Raw genomic sequence first — 24,788 nt, forward strand, 5'->3', positions numbered from 1 at the left:
GCCAGCCGGGCCGGGCGGCGTGACAGGGGCATGCGGCGGCCGACCGAGCCGCCGCATGTCGCAGTGCCAGGGATATCGACACGTCACTTCCACGGTCGCAGCGGGTCGTCGGCGGACCATGCCGCCCACGACGCATCCATCACCGCAAGCTCGGTTGATGAAGATCCTGCCGCTCAGCACGGCCGGTTGTCGGCACGCGGACTCCCCAGGCTCTCGAAGAGGGAGCCACGCTCCATCTGCGCACCCGTCAGCCGGAACGGGTTGCTCATCATTACCCTCGTCAGTGCGGCGGCATGAGTCCCGCAGCACCTTCGGCCTCGAGCAGATTGACAGGTCCTGACCCTAGCCAACCATGCCGCATCCCGCTAGGAGGAGGGCATGGCCCTTCGTTGCTCCGACCTTGCCCTGCTCATCGATCACGGCTTCGACGACGTGATCGACGTCAGGTCGCCCGCCGAATGGCAGGAGGACCGCATTCCCGGCGCGATCAACCTGCCCGTGCTGGACAACGAGGAGCGGGCGCGGGTCGGCACGATCTACAAGCAGGTCAACCCGTTCGCGGCGCGCAAGATCGGCGCGGCGCTGGTGGCGCGCAATGCCGCTCGCCATATCGAGGACACTCTTGCCGACCGTCCCGGCGGCTGGCGCCCGCTTGTCTACTGCTGGCGCGGCGGGCAGCGGTCGAACTCCTTCGCGATGATCCTCGGCCAGATCGGCTGGCGGGTCGAGGTGCTGGAAGGCGGCTACAAGACCTGGCGCGGTCTGGTGGTGCGCGAGCTTTACGAGACCCCGATCCGGCCCCGCGTCGTGGTGATCGACGGCAACACCGGCTCGGCCAAGACGGAACTGCTGGCCCATCTGGCGGCGCAGGGGGTCCAGACGCTCGACCTCGAGGGGATGGCCAACCATCGCGGCTCGCTGTTCGGCGCCCGCGAGGGCGGCCAGCCGCAGCAGCGCGGGTTCGAAAGCGCGCTGGCGGTGGCGCTGTCGCGGCTGGACCCGGCGCGGCCGGTGGTGGTGGAGGCCGAGTCGAGCAAGGTGGGCGACCTGCGCCTGCCGCCCGGCCTCTGGAAGGCGATGCAGGCGGCGCCGCGGATCGAGGTCTCGGCCCCGGTCGCGGCACGGGCCGCCTATCTGGTGCGCGCCTATCGCGATCTGGTCGAGGACGGCGTGCGGCTGGCGCGCGTGATCGACCTGCTGCGCCCGCTGCATCCCGCAAAGACGATCGAGGGCTGGCTGCTCATGGCGGCCTCGGGCGATCACGAGACCTTGGCGGCTGAGTTGATGGAACGGCATTACGACCCGCGCTATGCCCGGCACCGGGACCGCTCGGGCGCCCCGCGCGAGGTGGTGGAGACGGCTTCGCTGGACGATCTTCCGGCGCTGGCCGCTCGCGTGGCCGAGCGGGTCGCGCGCCTCGCGGAGGGTTGAATGCAGGCCCTGCCGCCGGTCAGGGATCTGGTGCTGATCGGCGGTGGCCACGCCCATGCCCTCGTGCTCCGGCAGTGGGGCATGCGGCCCCTCGCCGGGGTGCGGGTAACGGTGGTCGACACGAACCCCGTCGCGCCCTACACGGGCATGCTCCCCGGCCACATCGCCGGGCATTATGCGCGCGAGGAGATGATGATCGACCTCGTGCGGCTGGCGCGGCACGCCGGGGCGCGGGTGATCCTCGACCGGGCGGTGGGGATCGACCGGCAGGCCCGTCGGGTGCTGCTGGCGGGACGCCCGCCGATCGCCTACGATCTGGCCTCGATCGACATCGGCATCGCCTCGGGCCTGCCGGGCGTGCCGGGCGCGGCGGAACATGCGGTGGCGGCCAAGCCGCTGGGCGCCTATGCCGAACGCTGGGCGGCCTTCGTCGCCCGGCGCCTGCCGCGGCCCCGGATCGTGGTCGTGGGCGGCGGCGCCGGGGGCGTGGAACTCGCCATGGCTTCGGCCCACCGTCTGCGCGGCGAGGGAGCCGAGCCCGAGATCACGGTTCTGGAAAGCGGCCCCGCCGCGCTTCCCGGGCTGGGAGACGGGGCGCGCCGCGCGCTGCTCGGGCGGCTGGAGCGGATGGGGATCCGGCTTCTGACGGGCACGACGGCGGAACGGATCGAGGCGGATGGCGTGGTGATTGGCGGCAACCGCCAGCTTCCGGCCGATTTCGTGCTGTCGGTGGCCGGGGCGCAGCCGCAGGGCTGGCTTGCCGGCACGGGGCTGCAGCTCCACGACGGTTTCATCGTCGTCGGGCCGACGCTGCGTAGCTCGGACCCTGCAATCTTCGCGGCGGGGGATTGCGCGCATCTCGCCCATGCGCCGCGGCCGAAGGCCGGCGTCTTTGCGGTGCGCGAGGCGCCGGTGCTGTTTCACAACCTGCAGGCCGCGCTGGCCGGCGGCCGGATGCACGCCTTCCGGCCCCAGCGCGATTACCTGAAGCTGATCTCCTGCGGTGACAGGGGGGCCGTGGCGGACAAGTTCGGCCTGAGGCTGGAGGGCGCATGGCTCTGGCGCTGGAAGGACCGGATCGACCGGGCCTTCATGGAGAAGTTCCGGGACTATCCCGGAATGGCCGTCGTGCCGCCTTCCCGGATGGCCGAGGGTCTTGACGAGATCCTGTCCGGCCAGCCGCTCTGCGGCGGATGCGGCGCGAAACTCGCGGCCGGGGGGCTGGAGGCGGCCCTTGCCGAGGTGCCCGCGCCCCGCCGGCCGGATGTGGTGTCGGGGCCGGGCGATGATGCCGCCGTCCTTCGGTCGGGCAGCGGTCTTCAGGTCCTGACCACGGATCATCTGCGCGCCTTCACGCAGGATGCCCGGCTGATGGCCCGCATCGCGGCGCTTCATGCGCTGGGGGATGTCTGGGCGATGGGGGCCGCGCCGCAGGTGGCGCTCGCCCAGGTCATCCTGCCGCGCATGGCGCCCCGGATGCAGGCCGGGATGCTCTCGGAGGTCATGGCCTCCGCCGCCGAGGTGTTCTCGGCCGCGGGGGCCGACGTGGTGGGCGGGCACAGTTCCGTCGGGGCCGAGCTGACCATCGGCTTCACGGTGACAGGCCTTGCAGAGCGGGTGATCGGCAAGGGCGGCGCAAGGCCCGGCGACGTGCTGATCCTGACGCGCCCGCTGGGCAGCGGAACCATCCTCGCGGCCGAGATGGCCGGGCGTCCGGTGCCCGGGCTGCTCCTCGGCGAGGTCGTGGCCGGCTGCCTTGCGCAGATGCAGAGGCCCGGGGGTGCGGCTGCGCAGCTTCTCGCCACTGCCGCGCGGGCCATGACCGACGTGACCGGCTTCGGCCTTGCCGGCCACCTGCTGGAGATGCTCTCGGCCTCGGGCTGCGCGGCGCGTCTCCGGCTGGATGCGGTGCCGCTGCTGCCGGGGGCCGAGGCGCTGGCCGCCGCCGGCCACGCCTCGAGCCTTGCCCCCGCCAACCGAGCGGCCGCGGCCCCGCGGATGGACCTGCCCGACGGGCCGCGCGCCGCGCTGCTTTTCGATCCCGAGACCGCGGGCGGCTTCCTCGCCGCCGTCCCGGCCGAGGCCGCCGAGGCGCTTCTTGCCCGATTGCAGGCATCGGGCGAGCCCGCCGCCCGAATCGGAGAGCTGGTCGAGGGTCGCCCGTGGATCTCCGTCTCCGCCTGAGGCTCGCCGTATGGTTGCGCGCGACGGTCGGGGCCGGTAGAGTTCGTTCCGACCATGAAGTCCAGACAGCGCATCAGTATCGCCCAGACGCAAAGGTTGCAGCTGAACCTCGGGCTGACCGCCTCGATCCGCATGCTGAGCGCCGATGCCGCCGGCCTCACCCGCTATCTCGAAGAGCAGGCCGCCGAGAATCCGCACATCCGGCTGGAGCGGGTGCAGTCCACGGAATGGCTGCCGCGCTGGACGCAGCTTCTGCCCCGGCTTGCGGCCGGTGACAGCCATCCGGTCGAGACGGCCGGGGCGCCCGGTCCCAGCCTGATGGCGCATGTCATGGCCGAGATCGACCGGCTGTTCCCGGGCGGACCCGACCGGCGCATCGCCGTGGCGCTGGCCGAGGGGCTGGAGCCGACCGGCTGGCTGGGATCGGACCTTGCGGCGGTCGCCGCGCAGGCCTGCGCCACACCGGACGAGGTCGCGGCCGTGCTCGAGCAATTGCAGCGGATCGAGCCTGCGGGCCTCTTCGCGCGGAACCTTGCCGAATGCCTGCGGCTGCAGGCGCAGGAGGCCGATGTTCTCGACCGGACGCTTTCTGTGATGCTCGACCACCTTGATCTCGTGGCGCAGGGCAACTTCGGCCGCCTTGCCCGGATGTGCGAGGTGGAGGAGGGGCAGATCCTTGCCCGGCTGCGGCTGATCCGCGGCTTCGACCCCAAGCCGGGCGCGCAGTTCGATCCCGGCTCCGCCCCGGTGCGCGAGCCGGACCTGCTGGTCACCCGCGGCGAGAACGGCTGGGAGGTCGCGCTGAACCGCTCGGCCATGCCCTCGGTGCAGGTGAGCCGGCCAGAGACCCGCCCTGCGACCCCGGCCGCCCGCGCCGCCTGGTCGCAGGCGCAGGCGGTGGGGCGGATGATCGAAACCCGCAACGCCACCCTTCTGCGCGTCGCGCGCGAGATCCTGTCGCGGCAGGCGGCGGCGCTGGACGAAGGCCCGGCGGCGCTGGTCTCGCTGACCATGGCAGAGGTGGCCGAGGCGCTCGGCATCCACGAGAGCACGGTGAGCCGCGTGGTCGCCGGCACCTGTGTGGACACGCCGCGCGGCACGTGGTGGCTGCGGCGCCTGTTCTGCGGCCGGATTGGCGAGGACGGCCCTTCGGCCGCCGCGATCCGCGCCGCCATTTCCCGGCTGGTCGGGGCCGAGGATGCCGCAGCGCCGCTCTCCGACGGGGCGCTGGTCGAGGCGCTGGCGCGCGAGGGGATGGTGCTCGCCCGCCGCACCGTCGCGAAATACCGCGAGATGCTGAACATCCCGCCCGGCCACCGCCGCCGCCGCCGCCCCTCGCGCGTGGCCTGAGGCGTCCCGGCGACATTCCATGTCGCATCGGGCGGGCCGCCCGGGCCGCAGTGCGCTAGAACCGGGGCGAAATGTCGCGGAGCAGGGCAGCATGAAACGACTTCTCGGGGTCGATACCGGGGGCACCTACACGGATGCCGTGATCGTTGATCCGGAGCAGGATCGCGTGGTCGGATCGGCGAAGTCGCTGACGACGCGGGCGGACCTGTCGCTTGGCATCGGACGCGCCATCGACGCGGCGCTGGCCGAGGCCCGGGTGGCGGCCACGGACATCGGCATGGTCTCGCTCTCCACGACGCTGGCGACGAATGCGCTGGTGGAGGGTCAGGGCAGTCGCGTCGCGCTGATCTTCATCGGCTTCGACCGGGCCGATCTGGACCGCGCCGGTCTGGCCGAGGCTCTGGGCGGCGACCCGGTGATCCATCTGGCGGGCGGGCACGGCCCTTCCGGCGCCGAGGTGGCGCCGCTGGACCTCGCCCGCCTCGAGGCCGAGGTGGCGGCCGTCGCGCCCGAGGTGATGGCCTTCGCGATCGCGGCCAGCTTCGCCACCCGCAACCCCGCGCACGAGATTGCGGCGCGCGACATCGTCCGCCGGGTGGCGCGATGCCCGGTGACCTGTTCGCACGAGTTGTCCGCCCGGCTGGGCGGGCCGAAGCGCGCACTGACGGCGGTGCTCAACGCAAGGCTCGTCGGGATGATCGACCGGCTGGTGGCTGCCTGCGAGCGTCACCTCGCCGCCATCCGGATAGACGCGCCGCTGATGGTGGTGCGTGGCGACGGCGCGCTGATTTCGGCGGCGGTCGCGCGCGAGCGGCCGATCGAGACCATCCTTTCCGGCCCGGCGGCCAGCATCGTGGGCGCCCGCTGGCTGACGCAGGTCCCGGACGCGCTGGTCGCCGACATCGGCGGCACGACGACCGACGTCGCCGTGCTGCGCGACGGCCTGCCCGAGATCGATCCGGAAGGAGCCCGGGTCGGCGGCTACCGGACCATGGTCGAGGCGGTCGCCATGCGCACGACGGGCCTTGGCGGCGACAGCGAGGTGCATTTGCCGGAAGGGCTGGAGGGCGTGCTGCGGCTGGGTCCCCGCAGGCTGGTCCCCGTCGCCCTGCTCGCGGCGGAGCATCCCGCCTGCGTGCATGCCGCGCTGGATCGCAGCCTGCTTTCGGACGCTCCGGCCGAGCTTGACGGCCGCTTCGTGCTGCCGACCGGTCTTGCCCCCACCGGTCTTGCCCCGCGCGAGGCGCAGCTTCTTGACCGGATCGCGGGGCCGATGCCGCTCGCCACAGCGATCCGGACACGGCTGGACCTCGCGGCGCTGGAGCGGCTGGTGGCACGGGGGCTGGTGATGCTGTCCGGCGTGACGCCCTCGGATGCGAGCCATGTGCTTGGCCGCCTCGACAGCTGGGACGGGCTGGCAGCCGGGAAGGCGCTTGCCCTGATGGCCCGGCGGCGGAACGCGCGCGGGGACCGCACCGCCTCGGACGCCCGCACCCTTGCCGAGGCGATCCTGGACCGACTGACCGATCAGACGATCGACTGCCTGCTCGAGGTTGCCCTGGCGGAGGACGGCTTCGAGGATCCGGCGGCCCTTGTCCGCCACCCGCTGCTGCGTGCGGGCCTCGCGCGGCAGCAGGGAACGCTGGCGCTGTCCTGCGGCCTCCGGTTGCCCGTGGTGGGCCTCGGCGCCTCGGCGCGCAGCTACTACCCTTCCGTCGGGACCCGGCTGGGCTGCGAGATGATCCTGCCCGACCACGCCGGAGTGGCGAACGCCATCGGGGCGGTGGTTGGGCTCGTATCGCAGCGCCTGACGGCGCAGGTCACCAGCCCGGGCGAGGGACGCTATTGCGCCCACCTGCCCGACGGCCCCCGGACCTTCCCCGACCCGGGCTCCGCCCTTGAAGCTGCCGAGAGCGTCCTGCGGGCCGAGGTCACCCGCCGCGCGGTGGAAGCGGGCGCCGACGAGCCGCGCGTGACGGTGGTGCGCGATCTGCGCGAGGTCTCGGTGGAGGGCCAGTCGATGTTTCTGGAAGGCACGGTGACAGCGACCGCCGCCGGGCGGCCGCGCATGGCCCGATCCTGATTTTGCGCTTGACGGCCCGCGGAGCTTCCCATAGTGCAGCGCTCACCGATGGCGAGGTAGCTCAGCTGGTTAGAGCACACGACTCATAATCGTGGGGTCGGGGGTTCAAGTCCCCCCCTCGCCACCATCGGAATTCAAGCACTTAGCCAGCATCACCGGCTTCGACCGCAGGCCGTTTTACACGGCGTTTTACAGCCGGCGTTCCCAGTCCGTGCTTTTCCAGCTTCGCCACGGCCGATTCCCCGAGCCGCCGATCGCGGCCGAGGTAGTGCTTCGACAGGATCGCCTCCGCGTCCTTCAGGCTGTGGCCGGTCAAGGCTGCGATCTCCGGCACGCTGCATCCGGCTAGCGCAAGGAAGGTGACGGCCGTGCCGCGCAGATCGTGGAACGTCACGCCTCAATGCCCGCGGCCGCCTGCGCCTTGCCGAAGCTCGTCTTGAAGCCGTCGCTGGTCCAAGGCTGGCCGCGTGAGGTCTCACATATCGTCAGCGTCTTCCGCCGCCCCTTCGCCGCCTCCAGCGCCTCGCGCAGCTGACGCGCCACCGGGATCACCATGTGCCGCCCGGTCTTCGACTGCTTCAGCCGGATCACCTGCCCGCATAGGCGCTCTAGGTCAGCTTCAGGATGTCGGCCTGGCGCTGCCCGGTCCAGATCGCCAGCAGGAACGGCAGGCGAGATCGCCAGCAGGAACGGCAGGCGGACCGGCTTCGGCGCCTTCTTCATGAAGGTGTCGATCTGCGCCTCGGTCCAGATGTCGTCGGCGCGCGACCCAGCGTAGAGGCGGCCGGGCTTCTCGCAAGGGTTCGACGGGATCTTCCAGCGGTCGTAGGCCCAGGCGAGGATCAGCGCGAGGACCGAGAAGGCATAGTCGGCGCTGCGCTTGCTCTTCAGCCCGAGCCGATCGCGCCAGTCGAGGAACTCGCCGCGCACCCGCGGGTCCGCAAGTGCCTTGATCGGCATCTGCGGGTTCAGCAGCCGGGGAAGGCGGGTGAAGAACCAGGCGCCGCCGAAGATCGGCGCGCAGTGACGAAGCTGGTCCATGGTCAGCCGTGGCTCTGCCGTCTTGCGCAGCCGGAGCGCGCCGCGCAGCCCGTCGAACAGCATCTCCACGGCCTCCTTAGAGAACGGCAGCACGCCGCCAGAGATGAGGTGGTGATCGCGGACGGGCACCACCCGGGCCACGATCCGGTCCCATTGCTTGAGCGACCGCGTCGCGCTCTTCTCGCGCACCGTCACCGGGTCGCCGCCGGTCAGCAGGTCGCGCAGCGCCATGCTCGGGCCGGGGACCACGTCGCTGACCTCGTGCAGGCTGACGTGGGCGTCGCGGAGGCCCTCGATATAGGCGCGGTTCAGAACCTTCTCCGACCAGCCGCGGCGTTTGAGGTAGACGTCGACGATGGTCCCGCCGTCCGGCTCCCAGCGGCGGGCGAGGAAATCCTCGAAGGCGCAGCCCCAGAGCGTCCAGGGCAGCTGTTCGCCGAGGATGTCGGTGAGGTCGTCGAAGTCGAGGTCGAACTCCTCGAGCGTGGGCAGGAAGTGCTCGTCGACCACCGCGGCCAGCCGCGCGGCCCACTCCTCCTCGCGGTGAGAGAAGGCGATGATGCCGCCGAGATCATGCCCGTGTTTCGCCGTCGCCTGCCTCCTCACGTCCCGAGCCTCGGCATCCTGCGTAGGACCGTCGCACGCGGCAGGCAAGCCCGGCCGCGCCGGCTGGAGCCGTGAACAAGAGGCCCGCGCGCGGCCCTGCAACTGCCCTTGGAGCCAAAATGGCGGCCGTCTACTCGCTGCAGAGGGAGGCGCCATAGCGGCCGGCACGCACCGGGGATGCCGCGCAGGCCAGACACCCCGGCGCGGCCTTCAGCCGCCCTTCAGACTCGCCGGTGTGCTGCGGCTGAGCTTCCCCTGAGCTGCCGGACGTGCTCTGCGCAGCATGATCGCATGCCCGATCAGGAAGGGCGGGGAGCCGACTTTTGTAGGCGCGGCGGCGCGTTCGCAGCATACGTTCGAAGCGGCCGTTCATCGCAACGCCCGCGGTGGCGAGTATGCTTCTAGCCGGCGTGTGCAATGAGCCCAGAGCGGACCTCGCTCCACTGGCCGTCAGGCTCCGTGCGGCCGGGGCGTTGCCTCACAAGGCAGGAGCCGCCGCGTCGTGCGCTTCTGCCATTGCGCGGGCGGAACTCCGGTGACCTTCTTGAATGCCCGACAGAATGCTGCCTCCGACTCGTAGCCGACCTCATGCGCGATGGAGGCGACGCGCGCTCCCGGGGCGGCCAGCTTTTGCACGGCACATTGCATGCGCCAGTTGGCGAGATACTGGATGGGCGGCATTCCCACGCGCTCGGCAAAGCGGGCTGCCAGCACCGCACGAGAGGTTCCGGCTGCCCGGGCGAGGTCCGCCACCGTCCAAGGTTGCGCCGGCTCCGCGTGCAACAGCGCCAGCGCTCGGCCGACCAGGGGATCGCGCAGTCCGGCGAGCCAGCCGCTGGATGAGGCGGGTAGTGAGCTCAGATGGCGGCGCAGCGCCTCGATGAACACGAGTTCGCAGAGACGCAAGCGCACGATCGCACTTCCGGGACCACCGCGATCAGGCGCGAGGGCGAAGTCGAGCAGATGATCGAGCAGGTCGGGCCCGGCGGTGCTGCGCTTCACACGCAGGAAGGCCGGGAGGGCGTCCAGCACCGGGTTGAACGGACCAGCGTCGCAGCCGAGATAGCCGCAGACGTAGCGGGCTCGGGGCGGCGCGCCGCCCCCTTCCATGACGTCGAACGGCAGCCGTCCGGCCGCCATCTCCCCGAGGAAGGCGACCGTGGCGTCCGCCGGGTACTCGGGTGGAGCCTCGGGGTCGCTCTTGAGGCTGTAGGCGTCCCCGTGCGCGAAGATGAGCACGTCCCCGGCCTCGAAGCGGACAGGCTTCTCCCCCGCCATCATCACCCAACCGATGCCGGCGGTTACCACATGGTAGGAGACGACGGCCGTCGAACCCGGCAGGACGAGTTCCTGGAATGCGCCGGCTTCGGGAACGTCGACGCACCAAGGGCAGGAGGCCTCGACCCGAAAGAACAGCGCTCCATTCAGCCGAACCGTCTGGAGGACGTCCGAAAGGGGGTCCGCCGCGGTGCCACCGGACGCGGGAGCAAATGATCGAGACGCCAGGTCATGGGTCTGAGCCATAGCCGAGCGTAACATTTCAGATGGAACTCATCCAAGGAGATCAGAAATGGACACCGTTACGAAAGCCGGACCTGCCGAGGTCTACGAGCGCGCATTCGTGCCGGCCCTTTTTGCGCAGTGGGGTCCGGTTCTGGCGGAGCTTGCGGCGGTCGCGCCAGGGAAGCGCGTTCTGGATGTCGGCTGCGGCACCGGCGCTGCAACCATCGCGGCAGCGAGCAGGGCGGCGCCGGATGGCCGGGTCATCGGACTCGATCCCAACCCGGAGATGCTCGCCGTCGCCCGGCGCAAGCCCGGCATCGAGTGGGTGGAAGGGCGGGCGGAGGCGCTCCCGTTCCCGGACGCGACCCAGGACGCGGTGATCAGCCAATTCGCCATGATGTTCTTCGAAAACCGTGTCGCGGCGCTGAAGGAAATGGCGCGGGTGCTCTCTCCAGGTGGCCGCATGGCTGTCGCGGTCTGTGGCGCGCTGACGGCCTCACCAGGCTACCATGCGCTCGTCGGGCTGCTCGACCGCCTCTTCGGGCGCGACATCGGCGATGCCTTCCGATCTCCCTTCGTGCTCGGCAATGCGGCGGCGCTGGAGGCGCTCGCCGACGAAGCGGAGCTCAAGGCCGCTTCCGTGGCGGAGAGGGTCGGCACAGTGCGCTTCGGCTCGATCGCCGATCTCGTGGCAACGGAACGCGCCTGTGTCTGGACGCTTGGCGGTCTGCTCGACGACGATCAATTCGCCTGCTTGCGGGATGCCGCAGAGCGCGAACTGGCGCCGTTCAAGACGGAGAACGGCATTGCGTTCGACATGCCCGCGCTGATCCTCACCGCGCGCGTGTAACCGATCTCGGTACGGCCGTCGCCCATCCCTGACAACCGATCTTTGCCGGCGTAGACTGTCCCATCGTGGAGTAACTGGCCCCCACGCGCGATGTCCGCTTCGTCCCGGGTTATCGACATTCGCCCCCGGAATTCCATGCCTTCGATGCCGAAGGACTCTGCGCTGCCCAGTGCAGCGGCCCAAGCCTAGAGGCCACGATACGCGTCGCGTGTAGCCGGAACCGCCGTACGGGCCACCCGGGCGCCTTGGATGGTGATCGCGACAGCAACGTGCTCGGACTCGTGCGTGTCCACGCCGATGATGATCCGCTCCATAGGATCCTCCTATCAGGAATGAAGCCCGGACACCGAACGAGGAGGACAGGCCTGTGAAGGTACGCAACCGTCAGGCTCCTATGAGGTCACAACTCGCCGCCGCCGGGGCAACCCGATGGCGACAGATCAAACAACGGACACGTGGTCACTCAAAGGAAGAGTCAGGCCATCGGCCTGCGAGTCAAAGGAATCCGCCTGCCGTTGTTTTCAGGCTGCAGGTTCTGCGGGCTCGGCCGCGGCTCCGCCGCCGCCAGCTTCATGGCGGAGCGCGTCGGCGGCCCCATGACCTCCATGCCCTGCATCTCGTCGCTCGGGGTTCGGACAGACGGAGCCGATCGGCTGCCGGTCGCGCGGCTTTCCTGACCAGCGTTCGGGATGAGCTCTGCGGGCGCGTTGGGAGACGCGATGGCGCTCGACGAGCAGTATCTGGTCCGCGCCGCGGTGGCGCTGGTCGGTGTCACGAGGCCGATCGCGCTATGGCGGTGCTCGGTGTTGTACCGGCGCACGAAGTTCTGCACCCCGCGCGTGCCTCGTTGATCGTCGCGTGGCCGCGACGAGGCCAGCGGGACCGGGTACTTGCAGGTGCGAACAGCGCCTCGGAGAAGGCATTGTCGTTGCTGACGCGGGGTCGGCTGAAGGACGCAATGACGCCGAGCCGCTCCATCGTCACCTTCATGGTGACGCCCTTCATCGGGCTGCCGTTGTCGGCCTGCAGGGACCAGCGGGCTGGTCAGGCACTTCTCAGACCAGAACGCGCCGCGCCAGAAGGGTTGCGCATCGTGGGGGGTGTCCAAACATGAGGCTCGGCGCCGGCCCGCCTGGCGCATCCCTCGAAGGAGAGCGCCGCGGAATAGACCACCGATCCAATCAGATCGCACCGCGATCGTGGGTCTAAGGTCCACATAGCTGAAGAGCGACCCGCTCGTCTCGTCTCTTCTACGCATCCAGCAATTCGCTCGTCCTACCCCAAAAGCGTGACTCACGTCCTGAATCTGGCGTCGAGGCTGGCGTTCTTCAGCGAACTCTTAAAGAGGTTGGTAGGTCGTCCGGCCTGAACAACACGGAAGTGGTTGATACAGCGCGTGAAAGCCGAGGTTTCAGTCGCCATGGCCTGCATGATTTCATAGGATTCCGCCCGTAACCCTGCAATTTTGGCCCGCCGCATGAAGCACCGTCCCCGTCCGCCCGAGCGGAATGACCTCTTCCGGCCGCGCCTCGTCGACATGATCGACCTGCGCCACGAGCTGGTCACGCTGGCGGGGCTGATCGACTGGGAGTTCTTCGAGCGCGAATGGGCGGGCTTCTTCCCGTCCAGCACCGGACGGCCGGCGACCTCGCCGCGGCTGGTCGCGGGGCTGCTCTACCTGCAGCACGCGTTCCGGCTGTCGGACGAGGCTGTGGTCGCGCGCTGGGTCGAGAACCCCTACTTTCAGCATTTCACCGGGGAGACCTTCTTTCAGCACCGCCCGCCGATCGATCCCACCTCGCTCATCCGCTGGCGGAAGCGGATCGGGGAAGAGGGAGTCGAATGGCTGCTGACGAAGACCATCGAGGCCGGGCGGAAATCGGGTGCCGTCGACGATGCCTGCCTCGACGAGGTGGCGGTCGACACGACCGTCATGGAAAAGAACATCGCGCACCCGACGGACTCCCGCCTCTACGAACGCGCGCGGGCGCAGCTGGTGGGTCTGGCCCGGGACGCCGGGATCGAGCTGCGCCAAAGCTACGCCCCCTGGCACCGCGGCTGGCGGCGCAGGTGGGGCGCTACGCCCACGCGAAGCAGTTCCGGCGCATGCGCAAGGCCTTGAGAACGCAGAAAGGCTACACCGGCCGCGTGATGCGGGACATCCGGCGGCAGCTCGACGAGATCCCCGCGGGGCCGCTGCGCGAGCGGATGCTCGACAAGCTCGTGCTGGTCTCGCGGCTGCTCCACCAGAAGCCGAAGGATCCCGGCAAGATCTATTCACTGCATGAGCCGGAGGTCGACTGCATCTCCAAGGGCAAGGCTCGGGTGCGCTACGAGTTCGGCACCAAGGTCAGCATCGCCACCACGCTGACGGGCAGCTTCGTGGTGGGCACGCGCTCGCTGCCGGGGAACCCTTGCGACGGCCACACCCTCGGCGAGGCGCTGGAGCAGGTGGCGATCCTCACCGGCCACCCGCCGAAGCGGGCTGTCGTCGATCGCGGCTACAAGGGCCACGGCGTCGAACATACCCAGGTGCTGATCAGCGGCACCCGCCGCGGCCTGACGCCCTCGCTGGCGAAGGCGCTCCGACGGCGCAGCAGCATCGAGCCCGCGATCGGCCACATGAAGACCGATGGCCGCCTCGCCCGCTGCTACCTGAAAGGCACCCTCGGAGACGCCCTCTTCGCCGTCCTCTGCGGCTGCGGCCACAACATCCGCAAGATCCTCGCCCACCTGAGGAAGCTTCTTGCCGCCATCATCACCCTCGTCCTGACGGCGATCCGGCACGACAGATTTCAGCACCACAGCATCGCGGCCGCCTGACCGCGTTGTTCAGGCTGAACCTTGTAGCCGCGATCGACGACAGCCCGCTTCGGCGGGTGGCCGGTGAGGATCGCCACCTGCTCCAGCGCCTCGCCGAGGGTGTGGCCGTCGCAAGGGTTCCCCGGCAGCGAGCGCGTGCCCACCACGAAGCTGCCCGTCAGCGTGGTGGCGATGCTGACCTTGGTGCCGAACTCGTAGCGCACCCGAGCCTTGCCCTTGGAGATGCAGTCGACCTCCGGCTCATGCAGTGAATAGATCTTGCCGGGATCCTTCGGCTTCTGGTGGAGCAGCCGCGAGACCAGCACGAGCTTGTCGAGCATCCGCTCGCGCAGCGGCCCCGCGGGGATCTCGTCGAGCTGCCGCCGGATGTCCCGCATCACGCGGCCGGTGTAGCCTTTCTGCGTTCTCAAGGCCTTGCGCATGCGCCGGAACTGCTTCGCGTGGGCGTAGCGCCCCACCTGCGCCGCCAGCCGCGGTGCCAGGGGGCGTAGCTTTGGCGCAGCTCGATCCCGGCGTCCCGGGCCAGACCCACCAGCTGCGCCCGCGCGCGTTCGTAGAGGCGGGAGTCCGTCGGGTGCGCGATGTTCTTTTCCATGACGGTCGTGTCGACCGCCACCTCGTCGAGGCAGGCATCGTCGACGGCACCCGATTTCCGCCCGGCCTCGATGGTCTTCGTCAGCAGCCATTCGACTCCCTCTTCCCCGATCCGCTTCCGCCAGCGGATGAGCGAGGTGGGATCGATCGGCGGGCGGTGCTGAAAGAAGGTCTCCCCGGTGAAATGCTGAAAGTAGGGGTTCTCGACCCAGCGCGCGACCACAGCCTCGTCCGACAGCCGGAACGCGTGCTGCAGGTAGAGCAGCCCCGCGACCAGCCGCGGCGAGGTCGCCGGCCGTCCGGTGCTGGACGGGAAGAAGCCCGCCCATTCGCGCTCGAAGAACTCCCAGTCGATCAGCCCCGCCAGCGTGACCAGCTCGTGGCGCAGGTCGATCATGTCGACGAGGCGCGGCCGGAAGAGGTCATTCCGCTCGGGCGGACGGGGACGGTGCTTCATGCGGCGGGCCAAAATTGCAGGGTTACGGGCGGAATCCTATGAAATCATGCAGGCCATGGCGACTGAAACCTCGGCTTTCACGCGCTGTATCAACCACTTCCGTGTTGTTCAGGCCGGACTACGTGAAGCCCCAGCAATCAAGAGACTTGAGATCGGCTACGTTGGTAAGCATCTGCGGATCGTCTCGCAGAACTAATGCAACCTCTATCCGGTTGGCCTCGGTCCACTGCGGTTTTCGCGCGCTCCGCGTCCTGCGCGGCTACTATCCCACTGGAGTCGCACGCGGAATTTGTCCGTTTGTTGACCTATTGTTGACCCGCGCGTTAGAACGCAAAAAACCGCCCCAATGGGCGGCCGGTAACGTCTTGATCTTACGTTGTTTTTTGGTTGCGGGGGCAGGATTTGAACACTGTTTCAAAATATACCGCGCGGACAACCTCGCGGCGCCCCCAACCCGTCTTAGCCCGAAAAGCTGCAAGGGCTGACAGCCGGTATGCAGAGTTCGGGCAGGTATGCCCTGTAGATTCAGACGCGACACAGAAAAAGCGTCGGGTTGGATGGCGAACGCGCCGCAACCGTGACGTTCAACTTCTCAAGCTCGGCTGCAAGCTTGCCCATGTCGCGGCCATGGACCGTCGAAACCCTCTGCGTCAGCCGCCATAGATCCATGCCTTGGTCAAAATAGATTATGACCTTGCTGCCCTTCGTCGTCTTCAGGGTCAGGCTACGGGCATGTTCGGTCTCGGACATAGGCAGGATGGCCAGGCGATCACCCGGGAATAGCTCATCGAAGAGTGTCTGGCGGTCGTCATCGCAGGAGAGGTTGTGGTCGACCTGTCCAGGGAGCGCGATGGGATCCATCTCCAACGTGTAGAGGCGGAAGACTAGGTTGGTCGTGCGGCCCGGCGCTGCCAGCAGTATCTCGCGCAAGAGCTGGAAGTGGAGCGGCTTGCGGAAGTAACGGTCGTCATAGCGCAACTCCTCCACGCCTTCCTTAGCGAGAGTTGCGTAAAGGGCTGGAGCATCGGCCTCGACGATTGACCAGAAAGCCCTGCCGAAACCTGGCAATGCCACATTTGTTCGGGCTCCGAGGATCGCATAGGCCGATTTCCCGGGCTCTGCCTGGGGCAGTAGCTCGGTTACCGGCATCAGGGCCAGCTCTGGCAAATCCTTAATCGGACCGGTCACAAGGAGGCCGACTTTGCCGCGCCCCCATTCGGCATCCGGGTGCGCCTCGGACGGAGAGGCCGCCGCCGCGCCAATCAAACCTTCGGCGGTCCGTATGGCCGCCAGGAGCGGCATGAGACGGGGCTGGGGCAGATCCGCGCGGTGGTGAATACCGCCGTCGTCGGCGATGCGGAGAAGCTGCATTCGCGTCGCCACATCTAGCTTTGGATCCTGCAAGGCCTCGGTTTGGAAGACGACCTGGACCGGCAGCGACTGGCGCCAGGCCGTAAGGACCGACAGGATGGGCCACTCCGACAGTGACCAAGTATCTGGCCGTCCGCGGGCGAAAATCGTGAGCGCAAGCGCCGTGCCTTGGCTGATCTGCTGGTTGATCAGGTCGACTAGCGGCTGACTGGCGACAACGCTTTTCGGCCCGAAGGTCTGTTTGCGTGGATCCAGCCGGAGAAGGTTGCGCAGCTGCCCCGCCAACTCGGCCGCCGCTGGACGATTAGGGGACACCTGCGCCATGTTCATGTCTGGACGCAAGATGCAGGCCGGGCAGCCATGCGAGCAGCCTTCCGGGCACTCCAGCCGATCGACCACCTTGCTGATCAGGGCTGCCACGCGTCCCTCTTCGCCGAGACGCAACGACAAACCCGCACCGCCAGCCGCCCGGTCGAAGAGGTAGGCCGAGACCCGCCGCGACTGGTCCGCCCCCATCGAAATTCCGGTGGCCAGGCCGATCTCCTCGGCATCCACGCCGAGCCAGGACGAGAGCACCTCGCGCAAGGCAGCGGCGAAGGCGAGGCCGGTCCCTTGGGTTGTCCCTTGCGGCATTTGCATCTCGAAGACATCGGTCATGCGGTCATGCACGAGGTGGACATGGCGCTGGATCTTGCTCGTTCCCTCGCCGCCAATGCAACGCCCCGAGACCATCGAAGACTTCGGCCCACTGATGAGCGGCCGGTGACCATCCATCGCCGCGGGTAGCGGACCCTTGCCGAAAGCGTCGGCGGTGTGTTCGCTGGCTGCCCTGCCGCAGACGAGGCAGATCGCGTAGCCCGCATCCTCCTCGCCTGAGCCCAAGGTGATCACCTGCCCCTTTGCCGTCGCTCGCAGGCGGAAGGCAGGGCCGCCGGGAAGATCGCTCCAGGCAGCGTCATCGGCTGAAATTTCAGGCATTCTGAATGTCGGGCTCTTCAAGAGCTCGTAGCCGATGTGAGGTTCTGAGCGACCGACGAACCCCACCGGCCGCAGGGTCTTGCGAGAGGCAGCTACCTGCAAGGACGCACCGCAGCTGCAAACCTCGGGCAGGTCGCGCGCGAGGTGCGGTTTGCCACAGGCGCTGCACTTGCAAAGCTGGCGAAGGTCCTCCAGATGGCTGGCATTGGCCTGCGAGCTCCATGCGGGGCGAATGCCCTCGCTGGTGTAGACCAGCCCGTTGATTACCAGGTCGGACCCTGGAGCATATTCCCGAAGCGCCACATCAAGGGTGCGGCTCGCCCCGCCGCGCCCCTGCATCTCATCCCGCCAGCCGGTATCTTGCCCGCGCCGCTTGCCGATATGGTCAAAGGTCACGACATCCGATGGGAAGCCATAGGCGGGCGTGAATCCCTCCTTCGACAGTTCGGACAGGAGATAGGCCCCGTGCATGTTCGCCGCTCGGGCCTTGAGCGCCTGGCTGACATCGGCCTCGCTCGAGGCCGCGCCGCGCTGGACGAGCGCCTTGTATTCCCCCCGCCAGCGATCAACGATGCGCTTCATCTCACCGGCCACCTGTCGGGCAAGTTCGACCACCGCCCGCCCCTCCAGGCAGGAGCCGCGCAAGAGGGTCTCGACGCCCGGCAAGAGGGTCGCTGCCTCGGGTCCGTTCAGCGCCGCAAGGAATCGGTCGACAGCCGCGTCGGGCTGGATCTTGCCCTCGGCATCCATGCCGAAGAATGGGCCGATCTTGTCCATGACCTTCATGCCGCCCTGACCCCTCACCCATCCGGCAAAGGCCGCCGCATTCACGTGTCTCGCCATCAGGATCGGCGAGTTCAAGGTAACCCGCGGCGCGGCCATGCGGCCGTGCAGCAACCGTCGGGGCTCTTCGAAAACCTGATTGTCCAACGGCATGTCCCGACACCAGGTGACCCCGAACGCCCAAGGCTCGCGTCGCCGCCCCGCTCGGCCGACTCGCTGGCGATAGTTCGACACCGAGGGCGGCACGTTCGAGTTTACCACGAGCCCGACATTCGACAGGTCGACGCCCATCTCCATTGTGGTCGAGCAGGCGAGGAGGTTGATCTGGCCTTCGTTGAAAGCCTTCTCGTATTCCTTCAGTTGGCTGCGCGCCAATTGGGCCGAATGTTCCTGCGCCCGCATGTAGGGGCTGTAGAGCACCGCGCGGTTGTGCAGCCCAGTCCACACCTTCTGCTCGCGGAGTCGTGCGACGTCGAGGTCCTTCGCCAGCCACTCGGCCATCTCGGAACGCTCGGCTGCCATTAGGCCGCCGCGCCGGGCAAGAGGAGCGGTCGGAAAGAGCAGTTCGGTCATCGGCCGCGTCGCATCCAGTGGGCTGCAGCCCTTGATCGCATAGGCAAAGACCCGTCGCGACAGAGGGCAAAGCCAAGCCTTGCGATAGGGCTGGATCTCGGCCTTTGAGAAATCGAGCGCCACGGCATTCTGTGTCCAGAGCTTGCAGGCATGCCACACGATCAGCTGATAGACCTTGCGCAGAACCCCATCCGCATCTTCGAGGTCGGCGAGGTCGCCGCGCGCACCGCCGGTAAGGGCAAGCGCATTCAACGCCACGCGGTGCATTCGGGAAGCTTCCGGGACGAGGGCGGTGGGAAAAGCCTCGGACCCCAGCCGATCCTCCTTGGCAACGTTGTTCGAACAGGCCTTGCGCAGCTGGCCCCATTTCGGCGCGATCCAGCGCATGTGATGTTCGGGCTGCAGCGCCACGACCATCTTTTCGCGGAAGAAAAGATCAACCGCAGACAGAACCAGACCAAGGTAGTCCTCCTTGGTCACTCCTCGGCCCTGTAGTTCGAGTGGCAGCTCCTGTTCCAGAACCGCACGTTCCAAGGCCGGAAAGGCAAGCCGGGCCAGGCCCATGGTCTCGGCGTTGTTCTGCCGGACCGGGCGACGCATGATTTCCCGCATCAAGAGAACCTGCGCCAAGGCCTCGTTCTGATTGACGAATTCATCGCCCCGATCCTTCCAGACCTCGCGCACGAAAAGGCCCAGCTCTGGATGCCCGGCAAGGTCCGAGACGGCCGTGTTCCATTTCACGCCGGACGTGGCACTTGTTTGCGCCATAACGGCGTCGAGTTGGCTCTGCAGAAGATCCGCCGTGCTCTCATCGCCGATGGCGAGCATCGCCTGGATGCCCTGCCGCAGGCGGGCGATATTTTCGAGCGGAAGAGGAGCGGCGGCGGTTTGGGCGGCCTGAACCTCGTGCCAGAGAAACGAGCGCGTCAGGCTTCGCTCTGCTTCGGCTTGCAGCTTGGCAGCGAGCCGCGCCACGCCCTGACGGCTGTCGGTGAAGCTGATCGCGCCACGGCCGGCCAAGGGTTTCGCTGCGGGCTCTGAGTCGGGCAGGCTGAAGGCCTCGATCATCGTTTGCATGTTCTGGCCCATCAGATAGGCCGGGCTGAAGCGCAAGTGTTTGAAAGAGCTCGTGTCGCGCGTCTCGGAGCAGGGGCAAACTGGCTCGGCGTCGACGACGCGCAACGGAAGGTGGCCTGGCGGCAGTTCAGCAAGGTTCGAGAAGATTTCGAGCGTCTCGGCGTTGACATAGACCAGCCGCCCGACCGTCGCAGCGCTGGTGACCCAAAAGTCGGTCTGAGGCGCAGGGCCGGTTTGCGTGCCGTCCTCCTCGATGTCAGTGGCGTAGTCGTCTTCGACCAAAGCTTGGGGCAGGACGAGGCGGTGCTGGGCACCGAACTCTTGCTGCGCCTTCAGATGGGGTGTGCCGCAATCATTGCAGATCGCCAATTCCATGCACGGCGCGCCACAGGTGCAGCGCTCGCGCAGAGTGAAATGCACTTGGCCAAATGGCCATTCTCCATCGCGCAGCTCGGCCGCAGCATGGGGACAGGCCGGGTCAAGACAGGCCCAGGCCCCACCCAAAGCCCGCAGGAAGAGGTGACCGCGCCAGCGCAAGAGGGGCAGGCTCTCAGGCGTAGCGCATGCCTGCGCCACGAGGTCGAGAAGCGTCTCGGCCTCGTCATGGGCATCCGCCCGACCAAAGGCGTGCAGGGCGATCTCGCCCAGGGTCAGGCCGGATTTCAACCGGGGGCGCAGCGCCTGGATGCGAGGATGCGGGGCCAAAGCCTCCCAGCGTGCGGCATCGTCGGGAAGCATCTTCAGCGAACCGAGGTCCAGGGGCGTGTCGGCCGCCGCCTCGGGGAAGGGCGCCTCGACAGCCTCCCCCTGGATCACGGTCACCTTGTCGGCCCCTGCCCCGGACAGACCCTGCATAAATTCCGACAAGCGTGTGCCCGTGTCATCCTCGATCGTGGCAGAAGTCGCCATCAACCGCACATTTTCGGGCTCGACACCGAAGGCCGCCCTGACGCGGCGCAGGAGCATCGCCATTTCAGAAGCTTGGGCGCCGACATAGCTATGAGCCTCGTCAAGCACGATCCAGCGCAGTAGGCCCTGCGACTTCTTCAGGATCGATTGATCCTCGGCTCGCAGAAGCATGTACTCCAGCATCGTGATATTGGTCACGAGGATAGACGGGGGCTTCTCGCGCAGCGACTTGCGGTCGAGGACCTCGCCAAGCGCTCCGATCGTCCCGCTGTTCTTCTCGGGCGTGTCGCCGTTGTAGAGAACATAGGACACCTTGCCACCCAGGCCCTCCGCCCAAGCAGAGAGTCTGTCACGCTGGCTCTGGATCAACGCGTTCAGCGGATAGACGATGATCGCGCGGATCCCGCCGCCCACATGAGGTTCGCGCAGGATGTCGTTCAGAATTGGAATCATAAAGCATTCGGTCTTGCCCGACCCCGTCCCAGAGGAGACGAGCACCGAATGTCCTGCCCCAGCTGCCTCCCACGCGCGAACCTGATGTAGGTAGGGTTTGCGGCTGGCGGGCATCCGTTCACGAGCGGCCTGATCGAGCGCACGGACGAGCCGTTCGTCGAGAAGCTTGCCCGCCATGGCGCCGAAAGTCTCGGATGCAGGCGCCCAGTCCTGCGCCACCTCGATGACCGGATCCGCCAGCAGGCTTCCGGGGCGGCCCGGCGGGGCTGAGAGCGCGCGGCGGATGTGCCGGTTCAGCGCTCCATTGTTCGAACGCAGAAAGTCTCCGATTGCCTCGGCCGATTGATCGGCGATGCGGGCCATCGTGGCGCCCAGGTTGGAAGTCAGCATGTCAGGTTCTCGAAGTGGTCATAGCCAGGAACAGCGCCGGATGAAGGGCGCGCGCAAAAAGATCGGGTGCAGCGGCCTCGACCAGAACGGCGTCGAGTCGGCTCGATGGACCGAAGGAGGGGGCGAGGCCCATGGACACTTCGGCCGTAGCCAACGCCGCCCCGACAACCAACTGAACCGTGCGTTGGAAGTCGGCGTCCGGTCGCGCGAGGCACCTGGGCGTGAGGGGATTGATCCCGCGTGGCAGGCTCGGGTCAGAGCGAGCGATCACCTGCACCGCCTCGGCCAGCGCTTTTTGCGGATTGGGCAGCAGGAGACCGTCGAAGCGCTGGTCGCGAGCGACATCGGCGAGAAGGCCGGCCTCGATCAGGACGACAGCGACATGACCCGCCAGATCAGGCCGCAGATCCCGCAAAAGCGCCAAGCGGCCAATTATCGCTTGCCGGGTCATGGCAGTCGCATCCTGCTCGTGTTGCCCTGCGAGGATCAACGCGGATATCGTCGCTTGCAGGTGTCTCGTCACCGCCTCCACCAAGACGCGCAGGGGGAAGGCTGGCCAGAAGACGCTCCAGTACCCTTCGAGTGCAAAAAGGGCCGAGACCTCGGGCGGGCGCAGGGTCACCAGCATAGCCGCAAGCGCTGCCGGGCACTGTGCGAGGGCGTGAAACTGGTCCAGCATGGCTGGATCTCCGCCATCTCGCGCTGAAAGGATCAACTGCAAGAGCTTGCGCCACGCCCCGGTAGCGGCGCTGCCCGCCTCTGCCTGCACCTCGAAGTCGCGGCGATAGGCCTCGATCCGCGCGTCCCGCGTGCTGCGCGGCGTGGGTTCCGCCGCCTCGGGCGGGGTCGCGGTCCAAGCCACCGGGCGCTGCTGCAGGCCATCAAACCGACCTTGGACCAGCCAGAGCCCGGTTTCGATGCCGCTGGCCTCGCGCAGGTTCAGCGCTTCGGTCTTCATAGTGGCAGAAAGCTCGCGAACCTCCCCGGTCTCAAGCTGCAGAAGGTGAAGCTCGGCCGTGCCGGGACGTTGTTCGGGTGCCAGCATGGCTCCCCGCGCCAAGTCCGCGGCAAGCCCCAGTGTCAGCAGGTCGCCTTGCAGGTGCATTTGGCCATGATAGCGGCGTAAGTTGATCCGGCCGCTGCGCCCGGCCGAGTTGTGCAGCGAGACACTGGCCGAATTGTCTGCCGTCCCCTGTGCGAGAAGCCTCCGCAGCAAGTCCTCTTGCCGCACCAAGGGCGCCATGCCCGAGATACGCAGGTCGAAACCTCGGCCATTGACCAGGTCGATTGCCAACCCGCACTTCGTTCCTGGGGCAAGGTAGCTGATCCCCGCCAGCTGGTCGAAGGACAGATCAAGGTCGCGCGGCGGAAGGACCCGACCATCACGGATGAAATGCGGCTGCGTGGCGGGCCAAGGGGCCGTCAACTCCAGCGACCTGCCGCTGGCGATCTCGGTCAAGGTCAGGGTCACAAAGGCAGTCTCGGGCGCCCGCGTCGGCAGGGACAGCGCGAGGGGGGCAGTGCCGGTCCGGCCATGCGCTACCAAATCTCCGGCGCGAAGATCAAGAATGAGGCCCGGCGGCAGGCCCGAGGCGATGAGATTCAGCCCTCCGGTCGGGATTTCTGTCGCCAGGATCTTTACGTCGGACGGAACCGAGACAGTGCGCGCGACGGCAAGCTGCTCGTCATCGGCAACCCACTCCCAGAATTCAGCCCCGTACAGGCTGTTCGGCCGCGTACCACGCCGAACCTGACCCGGGCCAAGAGGCATCAACGGCCCCTCTCCCCGCTGGCCGTGGACCGTGGGCCGCCCGAGATAGATCGCATCTCCGCTGACCAGCCGCCAGCCCGACAGGAGCTTGCCAAGGAAGTAGAGTGCGGCAGGCTCACTATCGCTTTCCGCGCCCGTCTCGATCCTCAGAGTTTGCGCCCCCAGCCGCACATGGCCAGAACCGTTCAGCTCGACCAGCCGCGCCCCCACCACCTCGACCTCGCGCCCGGGAACCAGCCCCTCGGAGAGTTCGGCGTCAGCATCGGGGGCCAGCGCCACCCAAATGCTCTCGGCCCGGGTCTTGCCGCCCGAGAGCTGGCGCAGGCGAAGCCGATCACCGAGGGTCTCCTGCCCCGCCCAGAAGCTCGGCGCCTCCTCTGGCGGCGGGAGGGCGGATAGTGCCGTCCAAGGGCCAAGGATCTGGTTGTCGTCCATCACGTCGAAGTCCAGCGACGCGCCAAGGTCGAGCGGCAGTACCTCGGGTCCCGTAGCGCCTAGTCGTTCAAGATCGCGCGTGCCTCCTTCGGTGGCCTTCATTACTCGATAGACAAGGGGCCTGCGCGAGATGAAGCGGGGCACAAGGCGCAGCATCGCCTTGTCGGAACCGGGCAGCGCCGCGAGGGGCAGTTTCGCCTCGGCTGACAGAATCGCGACGGGCATGGCTCGGCCATCGGTGCCAAGATGAATCTCGCGCCGGGCCAGTGGAGCCTTGGGACGTTCCTTGTGGACGACGGCAAGGCTTGGGCGAATGATGTTCTCGATGATCGCTGGCGTCAGTCGCAGCGGCAGATCACGTTCCCAGCCTGACCTTTCGCGGTTCAGCCAGTCCTCGATCTGGTCTTGGGATAGACCCTTCGGAAGCGCCTCGCGCAGGTCATAAATCGCTTGGGCAAGATCGACGAAGAGCGCGACCGTGTCCGGCCCCTTCAGCGTATAGGGCAGGTAGCGCATCTTCTGCTGGGCGATGTCCAGCGCCGTCTCGTAGCCAAGCGTCGTCACCCCCCCGCGTCGACCAATCTCGTCGATCATGTCACGCAGCACCTGAGCGTGAAGCTTCGCCTTCTCCAGGACGGCCAAGGGAATTCCTCCTTCGGCCATCAGGCTATACATGAAGAGCCGGTGCCCGCTCAGACCACGCCGCAGGGGGCGGAACCAATAGTCGAGCCCAAGCTGAACGACGCCTGCTCCCGACGTGCCCTCGAAGATCCTTGGCATCGGGGCATTGATGAACTCCCAGCTAAGCCCGGCGCCATCGTAGTGCCGCCGGATCCGCTCGGCCGCCCAGAGCACATAGAGCCCAGCCCAGCCGGACTTGCGCTTGAGCGCGCGCGGCAGGGATGCCAGCGTAGCCTCGATTTGGTCGTAAATCTCGTCCGACAAGCCGTAGGCATGAAGCTGTCGCCCATCGGGACCAGTTATTTCCGCCCTTTCAAATACTTGCTTCAGAAAATTTGGTGTCATAGTATCCACGGCATTTTTGGTTCTGAAGCGGAGTTGTTTTGCTTCGGCAGAAATAGGTATCGGATGGCTGTGAAACTGGCCCACCCATCAAAGTGCGATG

General features: G+C 67.6%; 10 protein-coding genes, 1 tRNA gene and 3 pseudogenes. 8 read left to right on the forward strand and 6 right to left on the reverse strand.

What is annotated here, in order from left to right:
• Window positions 1–378: 378 nt before the first annotated feature.
• The 5 genes from mnmH (at window position 379) to CK951_RS18070 (ending at window position 7,175) form a co-directional block, all read left to right on the forward strand.
• A complete protein-coding gene (gene mnmH, locus CK951_RS18050; protein ID WP_096787615.1) occupies window positions 379–1,431 on the forward strand; it encodes a tRNA 2-selenouridine(34) synthase MnmH in 1,053 nt (350 codons plus the stop codon).
• Window positions 1,432–3,615: a selenide, water dikinase SelD gene (gene selD / locus CK951_RS18055; protein ID WP_096787616.1), complete on the forward strand. Its 2,184-nt coding sequence runs from the start codon at window positions 1,432–1,434 to the stop codon at window positions 3,613–3,615.
• Window positions 3,616–3,669: 54 nt separating this feature from the next.
• Complete coding sequence (gene rpoN, locus CK951_RS18060; RefSeq protein WP_096787617.1) at window positions 3,670–4,965, forward strand: RNA polymerase factor sigma-54; 1,296 nt, start codon at window positions 3,670–3,672, stop codon at window positions 4,963–4,965.
• 91 nt (window positions 4,966–5,056) lie between these two features.
• Window positions 5,057–7,048, forward strand: a complete 1,992-nt coding sequence (locus CK951_RS18065) for a hydantoinase/oxoprolinase N-terminal domain-containing protein (RefSeq protein ID WP_157764663.1) — start codon at window positions 5,057–5,059, stop codon at window positions 7,046–7,048.
• A gap of 50 nt (window positions 7,049–7,098) precedes the next feature.
• A tRNA-Met gene (locus CK951_RS18070) sits at window positions 7,099–7,175 on the forward strand.
• A gap of 15 nt (window positions 7,176–7,190) precedes the next feature.
• On the opposite strand, the pseudogene CK951_RS22150 reads toward CK951_RS18070, so the two are convergent.
• Both CK951_RS22150 and CK951_RS18080 read right to left on the reverse strand, forming a co-directional pair.
• A pseudogene (locus tag CK951_RS22150) lies at window positions 7,191–8,320 on the reverse strand (tyrosine-type recombinase/integrase).
• An 825-nt stretch (window positions 8,321–9,145) separates the two neighbouring features.
• Window positions 9,146–10,219 carry an AraC family transcriptional regulator gene (locus tag CK951_RS18080; protein WP_096787618.1) on the reverse strand — a complete coding sequence of 358 codons (1,074 nt, stop codon included), beginning with the start codon at window positions 10,217–10,219 and terminating at the stop codon, window positions 9,146–9,148.
• Between the two features lie 46 nt (window positions 10,220–10,265).
• On the opposite strand from CK951_RS18080, the gene CK951_RS18085 reads away from it, so the two are divergent.
• Window positions 10,266–11,048, forward strand: a complete 783-nt coding sequence (locus tag CK951_RS18085; protein WP_096787619.1) for a class I SAM-dependent methyltransferase — start codon at window positions 10,266–10,268, stop codon at window positions 11,046–11,048.
• A gap of 185 nt (window positions 11,049–11,233) precedes the next feature.
• Here CK951_RS18085 and CK951_RS21930 read toward each other — a convergent pair whose 3' ends face one another.
• Window positions 11,234–11,362, reverse strand: coding sequence for a hypothetical protein (locus tag CK951_RS21930; RefSeq protein ID WP_269770571.1), 129 nt, complete (start codon window positions 11,360–11,362; stop codon window positions 11,234–11,236).
• A 405-nt stretch (window positions 11,363–11,767) separates the two neighbouring features.
• Here CK951_RS21930 and CK951_RS21935 point away from each other — a divergent pair, with 405 nt between their 5' ends.
• Window positions 11,768–11,899, forward strand: coding sequence for a hypothetical protein (locus CK951_RS21935; protein ID WP_269770572.1), 132 nt, complete (start codon window positions 11,768–11,770; stop codon window positions 11,897–11,899).
• A 626-nt stretch (window positions 11,900–12,525) separates the two neighbouring features.
• Window positions 12,526–13,871: pseudogene (locus CK951_RS18090) on the forward strand (IS5 family transposase).
• 20 nt (window positions 13,872–13,891) lie between these two features.
• Here the strand turns inward: CK951_RS18090 and CK951_RS18095 are convergent.
• From CK951_RS18095 to CK951_RS18105, 3 genes and pseudogenes are all read right to left on the reverse strand, one after another.
• Window positions 13,892–14,922: pseudogene (locus CK951_RS18095) on the reverse strand (IS5 family transposase); the annotation flags it as partial.
• A 525-nt stretch (window positions 14,923–15,447) separates the two neighbouring features.
• Window positions 15,448–21,456, reverse strand: coding sequence for a DEAD/DEAH box helicase (locus CK951_RS18100; protein WP_096787620.1), 6,009 nt, complete (start codon window positions 21,454–21,456; stop codon window positions 15,448–15,450).
• Between the two features lies 1 nt (window position 21,457).
• Entirely contained in the window at window positions 21,458–24,772 is a 3,315-nt protein-coding gene (locus CK951_RS18105; RefSeq protein ID WP_157764665.1) for an STY4851/ECs_5259 family protein, read from the reverse strand.
• Window positions 24,773–24,788: the final 16 nt, after the last annotated feature.

Source organism: Rhodobacter sp. CZR27, from assembly GCF_002407205.1.
Lineage (GTDB): Bacteria > Pseudomonadota > Alphaproteobacteria > Rhodobacterales > Rhodobacteraceae > Cereibacter_A.